Origin of the sequence: Nocardioides sp. (assembly GCF_035503875.1) — a bacterium.
Taxonomy (GTDB): domain Bacteria; phylum Actinomycetota; class Actinomycetes; order Propionibacteriales; family Nocardioidaceae; genus Nocardioides.
Genome location: NZ_DATJTA010000044.1, coordinates 1 through 18,394, shown reverse-complemented (window position 1 = coordinate 18,394; position 18,394 = coordinate 1). Strand labels below are relative to the sequence as shown.

General features: G+C 71.3%; 14 protein-coding genes and 2 pseudogenes. 3 read left to right on the top strand and 13 right to left on the bottom strand.

Annotation, left to right across the window (positions count from 1 at the left end; genetic code table 11):
- Positions 1-487: pseudogene (locus tag VMF51_RS10595) on the top strand (2-oxoacid:ferredoxin oxidoreductase subunit beta); the annotation flags it as partial.
- A gap of 75 nt (positions 488-562) precedes the next feature.
- On the opposite strand, the gene VMF51_RS10590 reads toward VMF51_RS10595, so the two are convergent.
- Positions 563-1,018, bottom strand: coding sequence for a hypothetical protein (locus tag VMF51_RS10590; RefSeq protein WP_325474390.1), 456 nt, complete (start codon positions 1,016-1,018; stop codon positions 563-565).
- 115 nt (positions 1,019-1,133) lie between these two features.
- On the opposite strand from VMF51_RS10590, the gene rarD reads away from it, so the two are divergent.
- Complete coding sequence (gene rarD, locus VMF51_RS10585) at positions 1,134-2,042, top strand: EamA family transporter RarD (protein ID WP_325474389.1); 909 nt, start codon at positions 1,134-1,136, stop codon at positions 2,040-2,042.
- Between the two features lie 82 nt (positions 2,043-2,124).
- Positions 2,125-4,221, top strand: coding sequence for a PhoX family phosphatase (locus VMF51_RS10580; RefSeq protein WP_325474388.1), 2,097 nt, complete (start codon positions 2,125-2,127; stop codon positions 4,219-4,221).
- A 70-nt stretch (positions 4,222-4,291) separates the two neighbouring features.
- On the opposite strand, the gene VMF51_RS10575 is transcribed toward VMF51_RS10580, so the two are convergent.
- From VMF51_RS10575 to VMF51_RS10520, 12 genes and pseudogenes are all read right to left on the bottom strand, one after another.
- Positions 4,292-5,263: a polyprenyl synthetase family protein gene (locus VMF51_RS10575; protein WP_325474387.1), complete on the bottom strand. Its 972-nt coding sequence runs from the start codon at positions 5,261-5,263 to the stop codon at positions 4,292-4,294.
- Positions 5,264-5,295: 32 nt separating this feature from the next.
- Positions 5,296-6,885, bottom strand: a complete 1,590-nt coding sequence (gene nuoN, locus VMF51_RS10570) for an NADH-quinone oxidoreductase subunit NuoN (protein ID WP_325474386.1) — start codon at positions 6,883-6,885, stop codon at positions 5,296-5,298.
- On the bottom strand, positions 6,885-8,426 hold the full coding sequence (locus VMF51_RS10565; RefSeq protein WP_325474385.1) for an NADH-quinone oxidoreductase subunit M: 1,542 nt from the start codon (positions 8,424-8,426) through the stop codon (positions 6,885-6,887). Before VMF51_RS10565 ends, nuoN begins: the two co-directional genes overlap by 1 nt.
- Positions 8,426-10,282: an NADH-quinone oxidoreductase subunit L gene (gene nuoL / locus VMF51_RS10560; protein ID WP_325474391.1), complete on the bottom strand. Its 1,857-nt coding sequence runs from the start codon at positions 10,280-10,282 to the stop codon at positions 8,426-8,428. Before nuoL ends, VMF51_RS10565 begins: the two co-directional genes overlap by 1 nt.
- Before the next feature lie 109 nt (positions 10,283-10,391).
- On the bottom strand, positions 10,392-10,694 hold the full coding sequence (nuoK, locus tag VMF51_RS10555) for an NADH-quinone oxidoreductase subunit NuoK (protein ID WP_325474384.1): 303 nt from the start codon (positions 10,692-10,694) through the stop codon (positions 10,392-10,394).
- Entirely contained in the window at positions 10,694-11,635 is a 942-nt protein-coding gene (locus VMF51_RS10550; protein ID WP_325474383.1) for an NADH-quinone oxidoreductase subunit J, read from the bottom strand. Before VMF51_RS10550 ends, nuoK begins: the two co-directional genes overlap by 1 nt.
- The gene (gene nuoI / locus VMF51_RS10545; protein ID WP_325474382.1) at positions 11,632-12,189 is read right to left on the bottom strand and encodes an NADH-quinone oxidoreductase subunit NuoI; all 558 of its coding nucleotides are present in this window, start codon (positions 12,187-12,189) and stop codon (positions 11,632-11,634) included. Before nuoI ends, VMF51_RS10550 begins: the two co-directional genes overlap by 4 nt.
- Entirely contained in the window at positions 12,189-13,511 is a 1,323-nt protein-coding gene (gene nuoH / locus VMF51_RS10540) for an NADH-quinone oxidoreductase subunit NuoH (protein WP_325474381.1), read from the bottom strand. Before nuoH ends, nuoI begins: the two co-directional genes overlap by 1 nt.
- Positions 13,508-15,928 carry an NADH-quinone oxidoreductase subunit G gene (locus VMF51_RS10535; RefSeq protein WP_325474380.1) on the bottom strand — a complete coding sequence of 807 codons (2,421 nt, stop codon included), beginning with the start codon at positions 15,926-15,928 and terminating at the stop codon, positions 13,508-13,510. The genes nuoH and VMF51_RS10535 overlap by 4 nt, the downstream gene beginning before the upstream one ends.
- Complete coding sequence (nuoF, locus tag VMF51_RS10530; protein ID WP_325474379.1) at positions 15,925-17,235, bottom strand: NADH-quinone oxidoreductase subunit NuoF; 1,311 nt, start codon at positions 17,233-17,235, stop codon at positions 15,925-15,927. Before nuoF ends, VMF51_RS10535 begins: the two co-directional genes overlap by 4 nt.
- A 102-nt stretch (positions 17,236-17,337) precedes the next feature.
- Complete coding sequence (gene nuoE, locus VMF51_RS10525) at positions 17,338-18,168, bottom strand: NADH-quinone oxidoreductase subunit NuoE (RefSeq protein WP_325474378.1); 831 nt, start codon at positions 18,166-18,168, stop codon at positions 17,338-17,340.
- A pseudogene (locus tag VMF51_RS10520) lies at positions 18,165-18,394 on the bottom strand (NADH dehydrogenase subunit D); the annotation flags it as partial. The pseudogene VMF51_RS10520 and the gene nuoE, both read right to left, overlap by 4 nt.

The window sequence follows — 18,394 nt, the reverse complement described above, 5'->3', positions numbered from 1 at the left end:
CCTCACCGCCGTGCTCTCCGCCGCCGCCGCCCACCGCGGCACCAGCCTGGTCGAGATCTACCAGAACTGCCCCATCTTCAACGACGGCGCCTTCGACGCCATCAAGAACAACGACACCAAGGCCGACGCGATCATCCCCCTGATCCACGGCGAACCCATCACCTTCTCCGCCGGGACCAAGGGCCTGATCCGCGACAGCCGCACCGGCGGCGTCAAGATCATCGACACCGCCGACGTACCCGCCGACTCACTGCTCGTCCACGACGCCCACAACCCCGACCCCTCCCAGGCGTTCGCGATCAGCCGGCTCACCGAGATGGGCTACCTCAACCAGACCCCCATCGGCATCTTCCGCCAAGTCGCCCGACCCACCTACGACGACCAAGCCCGCGCCCAGGTCGCCTCGGCGAGCGAGGCCACCCCCGGCACCGCCCACGAACGACTCGCCAACCTCATCGGCAGCGGCGACACCTGGACCGTCGTCTGACCCCGGCCCGACCCCGAACACACACCGACCCGGCGCGAACTCGCGCCGGGTCGGTGTCGTTGTCGGTGCCGTCCGTCAGCAGCGCGGGCGGCGGCAGGCGGTGTAGATCTTGTCGGTGCGGGCGGCGCGGTACTTCGCCGTGCTCTTGACGGCCCCCTGGTAGAACCAGGTCGACCGGGTGCTGCTCGGGAACTCGATCCGCACCGCGAAGCGGCCCTTGCGGTCGGCGCGGACCCGCTTCCAGGTGCGCCAGGCCTTGTGCGGGCCGACCTTGCGCTTGATGATCACGACCTTGCGCGAACCCTCGGGGGTGACCCGGCCCTTGATGAACCAGGCACTCCCCCGGCGAACGCTGCGGTCGTTGAGCTGCCGGGGCAGCTTCGCCCGGGCCGCGGCCGGGGCGACAGGGGCGAGGGCGGTGGCCGCGCCGGTCGAACCGGAGGACGCGACGGCCGACGGCGAGGCCAGGATCGGCGTCAGCCCCAGGAGGGCGAGGCCGAGCAGGGCGGCCAGAAGACGTTGCGTGCGCATGGGACGAGTGTTCCCCTCAGGGTCAAACGAAAGACGGACGTCGGATCCCCTGCCCGCTCGGCGGCCGCGACAAACTCGGTACGGCGTCACACCGGCCCGACCCTATGCTGAGCCGGTGGAGTCGCGTGGCGGGCTGGGGCTGGGGGTCGCGGCGTACGTCATCTGGGGCGCGTTCCCGCTGTACTTCCCCCTCCTGGAGCCGGCCGGGTCCCTGGAGATCCTGGCCCACCGGATGGTGTGGTCCGCCCTCACGATGGGCCTGCTGGTCCTCCTGCTCCGCCGGACCACCCAGTTCCGGGCGGTGGTGCGCGACCGCCGTACCTTCCTGCTGCTCGCGGGGGCCGGCGCGATCATCACGGTCAACTGGGCGACCTACATCTGGGGCGTGACGCACGACCGGGTCGTCGAGACCTCGCTCGGCTACTTCATCAACCCCCTGGTCACGGTGCTGATGGGCGTGCTGATCCTCGGGGAGCGGCTGCGGCCCCTCCAGTGGGTCGCGATGGGCATCGCGACCGCCGCGGTCGGCGTGCTGACGTGGGACTACGGACGGCTGCCGACCGTCGCGTTGGTCCTGGCGGTCACCTTCGGCACCTACGGGCTGGCGAAGAAGACCGCCAACGTCGGGGCCGTGGAGAGCCTCGCCCTCGAGACCGCCCTGATCGCCCCGTTCGCCCTGTCCTACCTCGCCTACCTCGTGGCGACCGGCGCCTCGGAGTTCGGTGGCCACGGCGCCGGGCACTCCCTGCTGCTCATGTCCGCGGGCATCGTGACGGCGGTCCCGCTGATCTGCTTCGGGGCGGCGGCGACCCGGGTGTCGATGGTGACCCTGGGGCTGCTGCAGTACCTCGCGCCGATCCTGCAGTTCGCGCTGGGCGTCCTGTGGTTCCACGAGGACATGCCGGCCGGCCGCTGGGCGGGCTTCGTGCTGGTGTGGATCGCGCTGGCCATCTTCACCGTCGAGGCGATCAACCACCGGCGGCGCCAGCTCCGGCTGACGGTCGCCGCCACGACGGCCGTCTGATCCGTTCACCTGTCGGTCGCGTCCGGATCACCTGGCGCTCCTAGCGTGCGAGCACCACCGGACTCGGACGAAGGACCCCCAGATGAACTCCCCCCACCAGAACCTCCTGCCCCTCCTGCCGAGCGGGCCGCACGGCTCCCGGGACGCGATGACCTGCCTGTTCAGGTGCGGCAACGCGTGCGACCGCCCCGAGCCCAACACCTCCGGCCACCGCCACCTGCGCGACGAGGTCGCCCGCGTCGTCCAGCGCCGCTCGCTGCTGAAGGGCGCCGGCATCGGGGCCGGCGCCGTGGCGCTGGGCGGGCTGACCGGGGCGCCCGCCGCCGCGGACGACGCCGCGCGTCGCCAGGTGGAGGGACGGCTCGGCCGCGTCGCCTTCACCCCCGTGGCGCCCAACCGGCGCGACGCGGTCGTCGTCCCGCGCGGGTTCGACCACGACGTCGTCGTCCGCTGGGGCGACCCGGTCCTGCCCGGCGCCCCCGCCTTCGACCCCTATCGCCAGACCCCCGAGGCCGCCGCACGGCAGTTCGGCTTCAACAACGACTACGTCGGCCTGGTCGAGCTCCCCCAGCCGACGCGCCGCCGGGGTCGTCGACGGGGCTGGCACGGCAACGCGGTCGACCGGGATCGCGCCCTGCTGGTCGCCAACCACGAGTACACGACCAACACCCTGATGTTCCCGACGGGACGGTACGACGCCGCGACCCAGCTTCGGATCGAGATGCAGAACCACGGCATGTCCGTGGTGACCGTCGAGCGCGGTCGCGTGCCCGGCTCGTGGCGGCAGGTCCCCCCGCGCCACGCCCGCCACAACCGCCGGGTCACCATCGACACGGAGTTCCGGGTGACCGGCCCGGCGGCCGGCGACCCGCGGCTGCGCACGGCAGCGGACCCGACGGGCACCCGCGTCCACGGCACGCTCAACAACTGCGCCGGAGGCATGACCCCGTGGGGCACGGTGCTCTCCGGCGAGGAGAACTTCAACCAGTACTTCGACGCCTCCGACGGCATCCCGGCCGAGTACGCCGACTCGTTCGCCCGCTACGGCATCACCGGTGCCGGACGGGGCTGGTCCGACGTCGACCCGCGCTTCGACCTGAGCACCGAGCCGCACGAGGCCTACCGCTTCGGCTGGATCGTCGAGCTGGACCCGCTGCGTCCCGGCTCGGCCCCGCGCAAGCACACGATGCTGGGCCGCTTCAAGCACGAGGGCGCCAACATCTCGATCGCCCGGAACGGCCGCGCGGTCGCCTACCTCGGCGACGACGAGCGCGGCGACTACCTCTACAAGTTCGTCTCCCGGGACCGGTACGACGGCTCCGAGCGCCCGGGCGCCCGCGCGCACAACAAGCGGCTGCTGGAGCACGGGACGCTCTACGTCGCCCGGCTGACCGGCGACGGCACCGCCGACGGGGAGTACGACGGCACCGGGACCTGGCTGCCGCTGACCAGCGACACGACGTCGTACGTGCCCGGGATGAGCGTCGCCGACGTACTCCTCGACACGCGGCTGGCCGCCGACCAGGTGTCGCCCACGCGGATGGACCGGCCCGAGGACGTCGAGCCGAACCCCGTCAACGGCCGCGTGTACGCCGCCCTCACGAACAACTCCGGGCGCGGCACCGCCCAGCCGGCGGACGAGGCCAACCCGATCACCTCCTCGCAGACCCGGCCGGCCCTCGGGCAGCCGCTCGTGACCCAGTCCGGGAACCGCAACGGCTACGTCCTGGAGATGATCCCGGCGCGCGGTGACCACGCCGCAGTCGCGTTCACCTGGAACCTGCTGCTCGTGTGCGGCGACCCGGCCGCCCAGGAGACCTACTTCGGCGGCTACGACAAGTCGCAGGTGAGCCCGATCAGCTGCCCCGACAACGTCACCTTCGACCCGCAGGGGAACCTGTGGGTCTCCACGGACGGCAACGTGCTCGGCTCCAACGACGGCATCTTCCGGGTGCCCGTGGCCGGCCGCGAGCGCGGGCGCGTGCAGCAGTTCCTGACCGTCCCGCTCGGCGCCGAGGCCTGCGGTCCGCTGATCGCCGACGGCGGCCGGTCGTTGTTCTTCGCCGTCCAGCACCCGGGCGAGATCACCGGCGCGACCTTCGAGGCGCCGGCCAGCACCTGGCCGCACAGCGACGACTTCCCGCGCCCCAGCGTGGTCGTCGCCTACCGCGACCGCTGACCGGGCCGATAGTCCCTGACGTTCTGCACCTCCCGGGCGTGCAGAACGTCGGGGACTATGCGCGTGGGCCTCAGGCGGAGCGGACCGCCACGATGTCGGCGAAGGACTCCAGCGCGGACCGGACGGAGCCCTCGGGGAGCACGGAGAGACGCGCCTTGGCCTCCTCGGCCCGCGCGACGACGTAGGTGCGCGCCTCGTCCATCGCGGGGTGCTTGCGCAGCAGGTCGAGCGTCTCGGCGTGCCGGTCGTCGTCGGTGAGGTCGGTGTCGAGCAGCTCCAGGAGCCGCGCGTCGGCGGGGTCGGTCGAGGCCCGCGCCATCAGCACCGGCAGCGTCGGCACGCCCTCGCGCAGGTCCGTGCCGGGCGTCTTCCCGGACTCCGCGGACTCGGAGGCGATGTCGAGGATGTCGTCGGAGAGCTGGAAGGCCGACCCGACGATCTCGCCGTACGCCGCCAGCGCCTCCTCGACCTCCGGGCTCGCCCCGCCGAAGCGGGCGCCGTAGCGGGCCGAGGTGGCGATCAGCGAGCCGGTCTTGCCGGCGACGACGTCGAGGTAGTGGGCCAGCGGGTCCTCGTCGGGCCCCGGGGTCACGGTCTCCAGGATCTGACCCTCGACGAGCCGGGTGAACGTCTCGGCCTGGATCCGGACCGCGTCGGCACCGAGCGTCGCGGTCAGCTCGGAGGACCGGGCGAACAGGAAGTCGCCGGTCAGGATGGCCACGAGGTTGTCCCACCGGGCGTTCGCCGAGTCGGCGCCCCGGCGCAGCGCGGCCTCGTCCATCACGTCGTCGTGGTACAGCGAGCCCACGTGGGTGATCTCCACGACGCAGGCGGCCGTGACGACCTCGTCGGCGCCGGGCCGGTCACCGGCCTCGGCCGCGAGCAGCACCAGCAGCGGGCGGAAGCGCTTGCCACCCGCGTCGAGCAGGTGGCTGGCCGCCTCGGTGACGTACGGGAACCGGCTCTGGACGTGGCCGTAGAGAGCCTCCTCGACCTCCACCAGGCGTGCTGACAGCCGCTCTGCGAGGGCGGGATCGGTCACTGGGAGAGCGAGGTTGCTGCCATGCGCTGGGCTCACCTGATGAATTGTCCAGCATGGGCCGCGAGATCGAGAACAGGGCCGGGCACGATGCCCAGGACCACGGTCCCGACGACACCGACCAGGATCGTCACCGACGTCAGCACCGACGGGCTGGTCACGCTCGCCACCTCGCCCTGCGGCTCGACGAAGAACATCAGCCGGATGTAGCGGACGTAGAAGTAGACCGCGATGATGCTCGACACGATGGCCGTGAGGACCACCGGCCAGGCCCCCGCCGAGAGCGCCACCGTGAACACCGCCCACTTCCCGACGAAGCCCGCCGTCAGCGGGATGCCGGCCAGCGAGAGCAGGAAGAAGGCGAAGACCCCGGCGACCAGCGGCGAGCGCCGGCCGAGACCGGTCCACCGGTCGATCGTGTTCGCCTCGCCGCCCGAGTCGCGCACCAGGGTCACCACGGCGAAGGCGCCGATCGTCGCGAAGCCGTACGTCGTCAGGTAGAACAGCACCGCCTGCAGCGAGGTCACCTCGCCGTCGGACAGCTCGGCGACGCTCTGCACGCCGAGGACGCCGGTCAGCAGGAAGCCGGTGTGCGCGATCGAGGAGTACGCCAGCATCCGCTTGACGTCGGTCTGCACGATCGCGATCGCCGCGCCCGCCAGCATCGTCAGGATGGCGATGATCCACATCATCGGCTGCCAGTTCCAGCGGTCCGCCCCGAAGGCGACGTAGAAGAGCCGGAGCAGGGCGCCGAAGGCGGCGATCTTGGTGCCGGCCGCCATGAAAGCCGTCACCGCCGTCGGCGCACCCTGGTAGACGTCGGGGGTCCAGGACTGGAACGGCACCGCGCCGACCTTGAACAGCAGTCCGACGGCGAGCATCCCCATGCCGATGTAGAGCAGCGTCTGGTTCCCGACGTCGCCGCGCACGGCCGCGTCGATCCGCTCCAGCTGCATCGAGCCCGAGAAGCCGTAGATCAGCGCCACGCCGTACAGGAAGAAGCCGGAGGAGAAGGCGCCGAGCAGGAAGTACTTGAGCGCCGCCTCCTGGCTGAGCAGGCGGCGCCGGCGGGCGAGACCGCACAGCAGGTAGAGCGGCAGCGAGAGCACCTCGAGGGCCACGAACATGGTGAGCAGGTCGTTCGACGCCGGGAACAGCAGCATGCCGCCGACGGCGAACATCAGCAGCGGGTAGACCTCGGTGTGGTCCAGGCCGCGGGTGGACGCCTGGCGCTCGGCCTCGGTGCCGGGCAGCGCGGCGGCCTGGCCGGCGAACGCCGACACCCCGCCCTCGAGCCGACGCTCGGCGAACAGCAGGACGCCGCCGAGCGCGAAGACCAGGATCAGGCCCCAGAAGAAGATGCTCGGCCCGTCGACGACGATCGTGCCGCCGGCGGCGACCAGGCCGCGGGCGGCCCCGTCCCCGACCTTGGTCAGGTCGACGCCGACCCACACGGTGGCCACGAGCGCGGCGACCAGGCCGACCGAGGCCAGCACGACCTGGCTGAGGTAGCGACGCTCGCGGGGCAGGAACGCCTCGAGCAGCACCCCGAGGATCGCGGTGCCGAAGACGATCAGCAGCGGCGAGAGCTCGAAGTACTCGATCGTGGGCTTCACGAAGTCCATCAGTGTGTCTCCTCCGCCTCGGCGTGCGCCGGTACGTCACCGGGTTGGACGGTGGGTTCGTCGTCGCTCACACCCACGTGGACGAGCAGCGACTCCACGGCCGGGTTGGCGACGTCGAGCAACGGCGCCGGGTAGAAGCCGAACAGCACGAGCGCCGCCATCAGCGGGGCCACGGCGGCGACCTCGCGGACGCTCGCGTCGCGGGTGCCCTCGACGGCGGGGGCGGTCGGGCCGGTCATGGTGCGCTGGTACATCCACAGCACGTAGATGGCGGCCAGCACGATGCCGGTCACCGCCACCGCGCCGACGTACCACTGGTAGTCGAAGGCGGCGATGATCACCAGGAACTCCGACACGAACGGGCTCAGGCCGGGCAGGCCCAGGGTCGCCAGGCCGGCGACCAGGAACAGGCCCGCGAGCACCGGGGTGGCCTTCTCCAGGCCGCCCATCTCGCTGATCAGCGAGGTGCCGCGGCGGCGGATCAGGTAGCCCGCCACCAGGAACAGCGCGGCCGTGCCGAGTCCGTGGTTGACCATGTAGAGGATCGAGCCGGAGCCGCCCTGCGTGCTGAACACGAAGATGCCGAGGGTGATGAACCCGAAGTGGCTCAGCGAGGTCAGACCGATCAGGCGGAGCACGTCGTCCTGACCGATGGCCACGAACGCGCCGTACACGATCGAGATCAGGGCGAGGACGACGACGACCGGCGTGGCCCACTGCGAGGCCTCGGGGAAGAGCCCCAGGCAGAAGCGCAGCATCCCGAAGGTGCCGATCTTGTCGAGCACGCAGACCAGCAGCACGCTGGTGCCGGGCGTGGCCTTCTCGGTGGTGTCGGCCAGCCAGGTGTGCACCGGGAACAGCGGTGCCTTCACCGCGAACGCGATGAAGAACCCGGCGAAGAGCCAGCGCCCCGCCTCGGTGGAGATGTCGAGCTCCGAGAGGTCGGAGAGCAGGTACGACGGCGTGCCCTGGTCAGCGGAGACGACGTACAGGCCGACGACCGAGCCGAGCAGCACCAGCCCGCCGCCGAGCTGGAACATCAGGAACTTCAGCGCGGCGGCCGAGCGGCCGGCGCGGCCGAAGCCGCCGATGAGGAAGTACGCCGGGATCAGCGTCGCCTCGAAGACGACGTAGAACAGGAACACGTCGGTGGCGGCGAAGACCGCGAGCGAGAGCCCCTCGAGGGCGAGCGTCCAGGCGACGAACGCCGCGGGCCGCTCGTCGCCCTCGTGCCAGCCGGCGACCAGGACGATCGGCACCAGCAGCGCGGTCAGCAGGATCAGCAGCAGGCCGAGCCCGTCGACGCCGAGGGCGTAGTGGACACCGAACGCCTCGATCCAGGTGTGCGTCTCGGTGAGCTGCATGCCGCCGTCGACGTCGTACTGCGCGGCGATCGCCACGCCGACCGCGAGGGTGAGGACGGCGACCGCGACCCCGAACTGCTTGACCAGCACCGGGTTGGTCTTCGGCAGGAAGGGCGCCACGACGGCACCGACGAGGGGCACCGCGATCAGCACGGTGAGCCAGGGGAACTCGCCCATCAGAGGTTCACCGCCAGGAGGGCCATGACGACGAGGAGGACGCCGCCGAGGAGGGACAGGGCGTAGGTGCGGACGTAGCCGTTCTGCGCACGCCGGAGGAACCCGGCGATGCCGGCGACCTGGGCGGGTCCGCCCGCCATCACCCCGTCGACGCCGGTGCCGTCGATGCGGACCAGCGCGCGGGTCAGGGCGGCGCCGGGCCGGACGACCAGCGTGTCGTTGATCGCGTCGCCGTACAGGTCGTTGCGGGCCGCGCGGGTGGCGAACGAGACGTCCTCGGGCGGGGTCAGCGGGACCTCGCGCTTGCCGATGAGGAACCAGGCCAGCGCGACGCCGCAGGCGACGACGAGGACGGCGAGGAGGGTGACGACGAGCGCCGGGACGGGCGGGTCGTGGTGCGCGGCGTGGCCGACCACCGGGGAGAGCCAGTCGACGACCCAGTCGCCGAGCAGGAGCACGCCGGAGACCACCGACAGCGCGGCGAGCACGATCAGCGGGATCGTCATCACCTTGGGCGACTCGTGCGGGTGCACGTCGGGCTTCCAGCGCTTCTCGGTGAAGAACGTCATCAGCATCAGCCGGGTCATGTAGAACCCGGTGACGCCGGCGCCGAGCAGGGCCAGCAGGCCGACCAGCCAGCTCTCGGCGAGCGCGGTCTCGATGATCTTGTCCTTGGACCAGAAGCCGGAGAAGCCCGGGAACCCGATGATCGCGAGGTAGCCCATCGCGAAGGTGAGGAAGGTGATCGGCATGGCGTGCCGCAGCGCGCCGTACCGGCGCATGTCGACGTCGTCGTTCATCCCGTGCATGACCGAGCCGGCCCCGAGGAACATGTTGGCCTTGAAGAAGCCGTGGGTCAGCAGGTGCAGGATCGCGAAGGCGTAGCCCGCGACGCCGAGGCCGGCGGCGAGCATCATGTAGCCGATCTGGCTCATCGTGGAGCCGGCCAGGACCTTCTTGATGTCGTCCTTGGCGCAGCCGAGCACGGCACCCCACAGGAGCGTGACCGTGGCGACGACGACCACCGCGGTCTGCGCGTGCGGGGCGAGCTCGAAGATGAAGTTGGAGCGGACGACGAGGTAGACGCCGGCCGTGACCATCGTCGCCGCGTGGATGAGCGCGGAGACCGGGGTCGGACCCTCCATCGCGTCGAGGAGCCAGGCCTGGAGCGGCACCTGGGCGGACTTGCCGCAGGCGCCCAGCAGGAGCAGCAGGCCGACCGCGGTCAGGGTGCTCTCGGACGCGCCCGCGGACAGCTCGCTGATCCCGGTGAAGCTCGTGGTTCCGAAGGTGACGAACAGCAGCGCGATCGCCAGGGCCAGGCCGATGTCGCCGACCCGGTTCATCACGAAGGCCTTCTTGGCGGCGGCCGCGGCCGACGGCTTGTGCTGCCAGAAGCCGATCAGCAGGTACGACGCCAGGCCGACGCCCTCCCAGCCCAGGAACAGCGCCACGTAGTTCTCCGCGAGGACCAGCATCAGCATCGCCGCGACGAACAGGTTGAGGTAGGCGAAGAACCGGCGCCGGCGGGGGTCGTGCGCCATGTAGCCGATCGAGTAGATGTGGATCAGCGAGCCGACGCCGGTGATCAGCAGCAGGAACAGCGACGACAGCGGGTCGTAGAGCAGGTCCATCCCGATGTGCAGGCCGCCGACGTCGATCCAGTCGTACAGGTGCTGGGAGATCGAACGGTCCGCCTCGTCGCGACCGGTCAGGGCCACGAACATCGCCAGGCTGATCGCGAAGGAGCCGAGCGACATCGCGGTGCCGAGCAGGTGGCCCCAGCGGTCGGTGGCGCGGCCGCCGAGCAGCAGGATCGCGGCGCCCAGGAGCGGCAGGGCGACCACCAGCCACATCAGCGAGAAGACCCCGGTCGAGGCGGAGGGGTCGACCACGGGGATGTGGCCGCCGTCCACCGCCAGCGCAGGGGAGATGAGCTGCATCGGGCTCGTCACTCGAGGCTCCTTAGTACTTCAGCAGACTCGCGTCGTCGACCGAGGCCGAGCGACGGGTGCGGAAGATGGTCATGATGATGGCGAGTCCGACGACGACCTCGGCCGCGGCGACCACCATCACGAAGAAGGCGGCGACCTGGCCGTCGAGGTTGCCGTGCTGCTTGGCGAAGGCGACCAGCGCGAGGTTGCAGGCGTTGAGCATCAGCTCGACGCACATGAACACCACGATGGCGTTGCGCCGGGTCAGCACGCCCACGCAGCCGATCGTGAACAGGATCGAGGACAGGACGATGTACGGCGTCACGTCGTCCATCAGCGGTCTCCTTCCACATCGTCCGGGCCGTCCGGGTCCGCCGCGTTCGCGGGGTCGGGCCCGTCCGCGGCGTGGGCCAGGTCGTCGAGACCGGCCTCGCCGGCCTGGCTGGCCGGCATGCCCGTGCCCTGCTCGGTGTTGTGACCCGATCCGGCGGAGGTGTCGGCGGCCGAGCCGGAGCCGCCGGGCAGGCCGGACAGCGAGCGCTGGACCTCCTCGATGTCGTCGGCCAGCGCGGGCGCGGAGCGGACCGTGCCCCGGGCGGCCAGCACCCGCGAGACGGAGAGAGACGAGGCGGTGCCGTCGGGCAGCAGCGCCGGGGTGTCGACCGCGTTGTGGCGGGCGAAGACGCCGGGCGCCGGCAGCGGACCGAGGTGGGTGCCCTTCTCGGCGTAGTCGCGCACCCGGTCGGCGGCCAGGCTGCGCTGGGTCGCCTTCGGGGTCAGCCGCTCCCGGTGGGCCAGCACCATCGCGCCCATCGCCGCGGTGATCAGCAGCGCGCTGGTCACCTCGAAGGCGAAGACGTAGCGGGAGAACAGGATGTTCGCCAGCTGCTGGACGTTGCCGCCCTGGTTGGCCTCGTCCATCCCCACCACGGCGCCGAGGGAGATCTGGGCGAGGCCGGTGGCGAGCAGCACGCCGAGCACGAGGCCCGCGACCACGGCCAGCACCCGCTGGCCGCGGATCGTCTCGACCGTGGAGTCGGAGGCGTCGACGCCGACCAGCATCAGCACGAACAGGAAGAGCATCAGGATGGCGCCGGTGTAGACGATGATCTGCACCGCGAACAGGAACGGCGCCTCGAGCACGGCGTACAGGACCGCGAGGCTGATCATCACGACCGCGAGCAGCAGGGCGGCGTGCACCGCCTTGCGGACGAAGAGGATGCCGAGCGCCGCCAGCACCATGATCGGCGCGAGGACGTAGAACGCGGGACTCACTCCGCTGCCTCCTCGCCGGTCTCGGGACGCGCGGTCGCACCCCGGTAGTAGGCGCTCTCGTCGTCGCCGAGCCGCATCGCGTGCGGCGGCTGCTCCATGCCGGGCAGCAGCGGGGCGAGCAGGTCGGACTTCTCGTAGATCAGGTCCGCGCGGTTGTCGTCGGCGAGCTCGTACTCGTTGGTCATCGTGAGCGCCCGGGTCGGGCAGGCCTCGATGCACAGCCCACACAGGATGCAGCGCAGGTAGTTGATCTGGTAGACGCGGCCGTAGCGCTCACCGGGGCTGAACCGGCCGGAGCCGTCCGCGTTGTCGACGTTCTGCGCGCCCTCGACGTAGATCGCGTCGGCGGGGCAGGCCCAGGCGCACAACTCGCAGCCGATGCACTTCTCCAGCCCGTCGGGCCAGCGGTTGAGCTGGTGGCGGCCGTGGAAGCGGGGCGCGGTCGGCTGCTTCTCGAAGGGGTACTGCTCGGTGACGACCTTCTTGAACATCGTCCGGAACGTCACCCCGAACCCGGCGACCGGGTCCCAGAACTGCTCCTTCAACGTGGGCATCAGGATCTCTCCTCCGTCGTCCCGGCCGGGACCGTGGAACTGGATCTGAACGTGAGCGGCTGCGCCGCGCCGCGGACGGCACCGCCGGTCGGCATCGGCGGGACCGGGAAGGCGCCGGGCTGCGGAGCCGGCGGCGCGACCGCCGCGGGCTCGTCCTCGTCCTTCTCGTCGGCGAAGAAGAACATCGCCAGGAAGAGCGCGACCAGCACGCCGATCCCGATCAGGAGGTACTGCCGGTCGATGCCGTCGTCCAGCGAGATGGCCCGGATCGTCGCGACCGCGATGATCCACAGCAGCGCGGCCGGGATCAGCCGCTTCCACCCGAAGGCCATGAACTGGTCGTAGCGCAGCCGCGGCAGCGAGCCGCGCAGCCAGATGAAGACGAAGACGAACGCCAGCACCTTGCCGAAGAACCACAGCACCGGCCAGTAGCCCTCGTTGAAGCCGGCGTAGAGGTGGTCGATCCAGAACGGCGCGTGCCAGCCGCCGAGGAACAGCGTCGTCGCGAGCGCGGAGACCGTCGCCATGTTGATGTACTCGGCGAGGAAGAACAGGGCGAACTTCAGCGAGGAGTACTCCGTGTGGAAGCCGCCGACCAGCTCGCCCTCGGCCTCGGGGAGGTCGAACGGCGCCCGGTTGGTCTCCCCCACCATGGCGATCATGTAGATGATGAACGACGGCGCGAGGATCAGGCCGAACCACAGGTTGTCCTGCGCGGCCACGATCTCGGAGGTCGACATCGAGCCGGCGTACAGGAACACCGCGACGAGCGCGAGGCCCATCGCGACCTCGTAGGAGATCATCTGGGCGCTCGAGCGCAGCCCGCCGAGCAGGGAGTACGTCGACCCGCTGGACCAGCCGCCGAGCACGATGCCGTAGATGCCGATCGAGGCGATCGCCATCACGAACAGCACGGCGACCGGCATGTCGGTCAGCTGGAGCGGGGTGGTCTCGCCGAAGAAGCTGACCTCGGGGCCGAACGGGATCACCGAGAAGGTCACGAACGCCGGGACCACGGCCAGCACCGGGGCGAGCAGGAAGACCGCCTTGTCGGCCGCCTTCGGGATCACGTCCTCCTTCAGCGCCAGCTTCACACCGTCGGCCAGCGACTGCAGCAGCCCGAAGGGGCCGTTGACGTTCGGGCCGATCCGGTGCTGCATCCGGGCCACGACCCGGCGCTCCCACCAGATGTTGAACAGCGTGAGCAGCACCAGGACCAGGAAGATCAGCACGGTCTTGATGAGGATGATCCACCAGGGGTCGTTGCCGAAGCTCGCCAGGCTGGTGTCGTCCGCGGCCAGGGCCGCCGTCGAGGCGATCACGCGCCCGCTCCCTTCACGCTGACCGTCGATCCGGGCGAGGCCAGGTCGGCGAGCACGCCGTGGCCGGTGGAGTTCGCCGGCAGCCAGACCACGTCGTCGGGCAGCTCCTTGTTGATGACCGCCGGAAGGGTCACGGAGCCGCGGTCACCGGTGAGGGTGAGCATCTGCCCGTGCTGCTCGAAGATCGCCGCCGGCACCCGGACGACGGGCATCCGGGCGGTGGCCCGCAGGTGCTCGTCACCGTCCTGCATCGAGCCCTGGTCGATCATCTGCTTCCAGCTCGCGACCCGGACGCCGTCGCCCGCGGCCGGAGCGCCCGGGGACGGCTCGACGGTGGGCGCGGCAGTGCGGGGGCCGTCCCACGGACCCATCTCGGCCATCCGTGCCCGGACGTCGGCGACGGTGCGGAAGCCGAGCGGGCGACCGGTGCCCAGCGCGCTGAGCTCCTCGGCGATGCCGGCCAGGATCCGCAGGTCGGGCAGCGAGCCCGGGTTGCTGAAGACCGCCTCGAAGGGCCGCGGGCGGCCCTCCCAGGTGACGAACGTGCCGGCCTTGTCGCTGACCGGGGCGACGGGGAAGACCACGTCGGCGGCCCGGGTCACCTCGGTCTCGCGCAGCTCCAGGGCGACGACGAACGAGGCCGCCTCGATCGCGAGGCGGGTCGCGGCCGGGTCGGCGGTGTCGTCGGGGTCGACGCCACCGATGACGAGGCCGCCGAGCTGACCGGCCACCAGCGCGGCGACGATCGCGTCGGCGTCCCGGCCGGGACCGGCGGGCAAGGACTCGAGGCCCCAGCTCGCGGCGGCGTCGACCCGGGCGGCCGGGTCGGCCACCGGGCGTCCGCCGGGGAGCAGGTTGGGCAGGCAGCCGGCCTCGACCGCGCCGCGGTCACCGGCACGCCGAGGCACCCAGGCCAGCTTCGCGCCGGTCCGGCGGGCCAGGGCGGCGGCCGCCGAGAGCGCGCCCGGCGAGGTCGCCAGCCGCTCCCCCACCAGCAGCACCGCGGTGCTGTCGATGCCGTGCTCGGCGTGCTCGACGAGGCTCGTGATGGCCGCCGCCTCGGCACCGGGCGCCGCGATGACGACCTTGCCGCCCATCTTGCGCAGCCCGCGCGAGCGGTACGGCGCGACGGAGAGCACCCGCGTGCCGTGGTGCTTGTTGGCCTTGCGCAGGCGCAGGAAGATCGCGCCCGCCTCGTCCTCGGGCTCCAGGCCCAGGAGGACGACGGTCTGCGCGCGCTCCAGGTCGGCGTACGTCGGTGAGCCGTCGGACGGATGGGTCAGCACCACGTCGGAGGCCAGGAAGTCGGCCTCCTCCGCCGAGAGCGGCCGGGCCCGGAAGTCGATGTCGTTGGTGCCGAGCGCGACCCGGGCGAAGGCGCTGTAGGCGAACGCGTCCTCGGCCGTGACCCGGCCGCCCGGGAGCACGCCGACGCCGCCGGCGGCCCGCAGGCCCGCGGCCGCGACCGCGAACGCCTCGGGCCACGAGGCGGGGCGCAGCTCGCCGTCCTCGTCGCGGACCTGCGGGTAGCCCAGCCGGTCGGGCAGCTGCGCGTAGGTGAACGCGAAGCGGTCCTTGTCGGTGATCCACTCCTCGTTGACCTCGGGGTCGTTGCCGGCGAGGCGGCGCATGACCTTGCCGCGCCGGTGGTCGACCCGGATGGCGGAGCCGCAGGCGTCGTGCTCGGCCACGCTCGGGGTCGACACGAGGTCGAAGGGGCGCGAGCGGAAGCGGTACTCCGCAGAGGTCAGCGCGCCGACCGGGCAGATCTGGATGGTGTTGCCGGAGAAGTAGCTCTGCAGCGGCTCCTTCTCGTAGATGCCGACCTGCTGGAGCGCGCCGCGCTCGACCAGCGCGATGAACGGGTCGCCGGCGATCTGCTCGGAGAAGCGGGTGCAGCGCGCGCAGAGCACGCAGCGCTCGCGGTCGAGGAGCACCTGGGCCGAGATGTTGATGGGCTTGGGGTAGGTGCGCTTGACCCCGTCGAAGCGGGACTCGCCCCGGCCGTTGGACATCGCCTGGTTCTGCAGGGGGCACTCGCCGCCCTTGTCGCAGACCGGGCAGTCCAGCGGGTGGTTGATCAGCAGGAACTCCATGATCCCCTGCTGCGCCTTGTCGGCGACCGGGCTGGTGGCCTGGGTGCTGACGACCATGCCCTCGGCGACCGGCAGCGTGCAGGAGGCCTGCGGCTTCGGGAAGCCGCGGCCGTTGCCCGCGTCGGGGATGTCGACCAGGCACTGCCGGCACGCGCCCACCGGCGCGAGCAGCGGGTGGTCGCAGAACCGGGGGATCTGCACGCCGATCTGCTCGGCCGCGCGGATCACCAGGGTGTCCTTCGGGACGCTGACCTGCACCCCGTCGATGGTCAGGGTGACCAGGTCGACCGCAGCGTCCGTCTTCTCGGGCGTGGTCGTCATGCCATCACCTCCTGTCCGGCCCAGGCGGTCGACCGCGCGGCGTCGAACGGGCAGCCGCCGTGGGTCAGGTGGGCGAGGTACTCGTCGCGGAAGTACTTGATCGAGCTGGTGATCGGGCTGGTCGCCCCGTCGCCGAGCGCGCAGAACGCGCGGCCCAGGATGTTGTCGCACTGGTCGAGCAGCAGCTCGAGGTCGGCCTCGCTGCCCTCGCCCCGCTCGAGCGCGGCCAGCGTCTGCACGAGCCACCACGTGCCCTCGCGGCATGGCGTGCACTTGCCGCAGGACTCGTGCTTGTAGAACTCCGTCCACCGGAGCACGGCGCGGACCACGCAGACCGTCTCGTCGAAGAGCTGCAGCGCGCGGGTGCCGAGCATCGACCCGGCCGCCGCGACGCCCTCGAAGTCGAGGGGTACGTCGAGGTGCTCGGCCGTGAACAGCGGGGTGCTCGACCCTCCGGGGGTCCAGAACTTCAGCTCGTGGCCGTCGCGCATCCCGCCCGCCAGGTCGATGAGCTGGCGCAGGGTGATCCCGAGCGGGGCTTCGTACTGGCCCGGGCGCTGCACGTGGCCGGACAGCGAGAAGATGCCGTATCCCTTGGACTTCTCGGTGCCCATGCTCGCGAACCAGTCGGCCCCGTTGCCGACGATGCTCGGCACCGAGGCGATCGACTCGACGTTGTTGATGACCGTCGGGCTGGCGTACAGGCCGGCGACCGCGGGGAACGGCGGGCGCAGCCGCGGCTGGCCGCGACGACCCTCGAGACCCTCCAGCAGCGCCGTCTCCTCGCCACAGATGTAGGCGCCCGCACCGGCGTGCACCACGATGTCGAGGTCGTAGCCGGAGCCGTGGATGTCCGTCCCCAGGTGGCCCGCGGCGTACGCCTCGGCGACCGCGGCCTGCACCCGGCGGATGACGTGCAGGACCTCGCCGCGGATGTAGATGAACGCCTTGTTGGCCCGGATGGCGAAGGAGCTGATGATCACGCCCTCGACCAGGGTGTGCGGGCTGGCCATCATCAGCGGGATGTCCTTGCAGGTGCCCGGCTCGGACTCGTCGGCGTTGACGACGAGGTACTTCGGCCTCGGGTTGTCCTGCGGGATGAAGGACCACTTCATGCCGGTCGGGAAGCCCGCGCCGCCCCGGCCGCGCAGACCGGAGTCCTTGACGGCGGTGATGATGTCGTCGGGCGCCATGCCGAGCGCCTTCTTCAGCGCGCCGTAGCCACCGCGCTGCTCGTACGACGCGAGCGTCCAGGCGCGCTCGGCGTCCCAGTTGTCGGTGAGCACCGGGGTCAATGTGTCCGTCACGTCAGTGCCCCTTTCCGGTTGTCGAGCAGCGAGCGCCAGCGAGCGGACGTCGAGACACGGTTGTCGAGCAGCGAGCGCCAGCGAGCGGACGTCGAGACATGGTCATTCCGTCTTCTCCTCCACCGTCTCGCTCTCGGCACGTGAGGTGTCCGCCTGGGCGACCGCCTCGGTCTTGGTGTCGGCCGTCGACCCGGTCGCGGCCGGCTCGCCCTCGTCCGAGGATGGGGCGCTCCAGCCGCGCTCGCGGGCGATCCCGAGGCCGACGAGCGAGGCCGGCCCCGCGGCCGGACCCTCGTCGACGCGTCCGTCGGGGAAGCCAGCCAGCACCCGCTCGGCCTCGCGCCAGGTGCAGATGCGCGGACCGCGGGTGGAGGTGACCTCGCGCCCGGCGCGGAGGTCGTCGACCAGCTCCACCGCCGACTGCGGGGTCTGGTTGTCCATGAACTCCCAGTTGACCATCACGACCGGCGCGTAGTCGCAGGCCGCGTTGCACTCCAGGTGCTCGAGGGTGACCTTGCCGTCGGCCGTGGTCTCGTCGTTGCCGACGTCGAGGTGGTCCTTCAGACGGGCGAAGATCTCGTCGCCGCCCATCACCGCGCACAGCGTGTTGGTGCAGACGCCGACGTGGTAGTCGCCGACCGGACGGCGCTTGTACATCGTGTAGAAGGTCGCGACCCCGCTGACCTCGGCGGCGGTGATGCCGAGGATCGCGGCGCACGCCTCGATCCCTCGGGAGGTCACGCGTCCCTCGACGCTCTGCACCAGGTGGAGCATCGGCAGCAGGCCGGAGCGCGGCTGCGGGTAGCGAGCGGCGATCTCCTCGAGCTCGGCGTACGTCGTGGGGTCGAGCGGCGCCTCCGCCTCGACCTGCGTGGTCGAGACGCCGGTCGCGGTGGTGCCGTCGTCGACACCGGGGATACGGGAGTCGCTCATCGATCCACACCTCCCATCACGGGGTCGATCGAGGCGATGGCAACGATCACGTCGGCGACCATGCCGCCCTCGCTCATCACCGAGGTGGCCTGGAGGTTGGTGAACGACGGGTCGCGGAAGTGCGCGCGGAACGGGCGCGTGCCGCCGTCGGAGACGACGTGGGCGCCGAGCTCGCCGCGGGGCGACTCGATCGGGACGTAGGCCTGGCCGGCCGGGACGCGGAAGC

Excerpts from the sequence above, each read along its gene's own strand:
- nuoN (WP_325474386.1), bottom strand. The coding sequence starts at position 6,885 with ATGGACTTCGTGAAGCCCACGATCGAGTACTTCGAGCTCTCGCCGCTG.
- nuoE (WP_325474378.1), bottom strand. The coding sequence starts at position 18,168 with ATGAGCGACTCCCGTATCCCCGGTGTCGACGACGGCACCACCGCGACC.
- VMF51_RS10535 (WP_325474380.1), bottom strand. The coding sequence starts at position 15,928 with ATGACGACCACGCCCGAGAAGACGGACGCTGCGGTCGACCTGGTCACC.
- nuoK (WP_325474384.1), bottom strand. The coding sequence starts at position 10,694 with ATGGACGACGTGACGCCGTACATCGTCCTGTCCTCGATCCTGTTCACG.
- nuoI (WP_325474382.1), bottom strand. The coding sequence starts at position 12,189 with ATGCCCACGTTGAAGGAGCAGTTCTGGGACCCGGTCGCCGGGTTCGGG.
- VMF51_RS10580 (WP_325474388.1), top strand. The coding sequence starts at position 2,125 with ATGAACTCCCCCCACCAGAACCTCCTGCCCCTCCTGCCGAGCGGGCCG.
- VMF51_RS10590 (WP_325474390.1), bottom strand. The coding sequence starts at position 1,018 with ATGCGCACGCAACGTCTTCTGGCCGCCCTGCTCGGCCTCGCCCTCCTG.
- VMF51_RS10565 (WP_325474385.1), bottom strand. The coding sequence starts at position 8,426 with ATGGGCGAGTTCCCCTGGCTCACCGTGCTGATCGCGGTGCCCCTCGTC.
- nuoL (WP_325474391.1), bottom strand. The coding sequence starts at position 10,282 with ATGTGGCTGGTGGTCGCCCTGCCGCTCCTGGGCGCCGCGATCCTGCTG.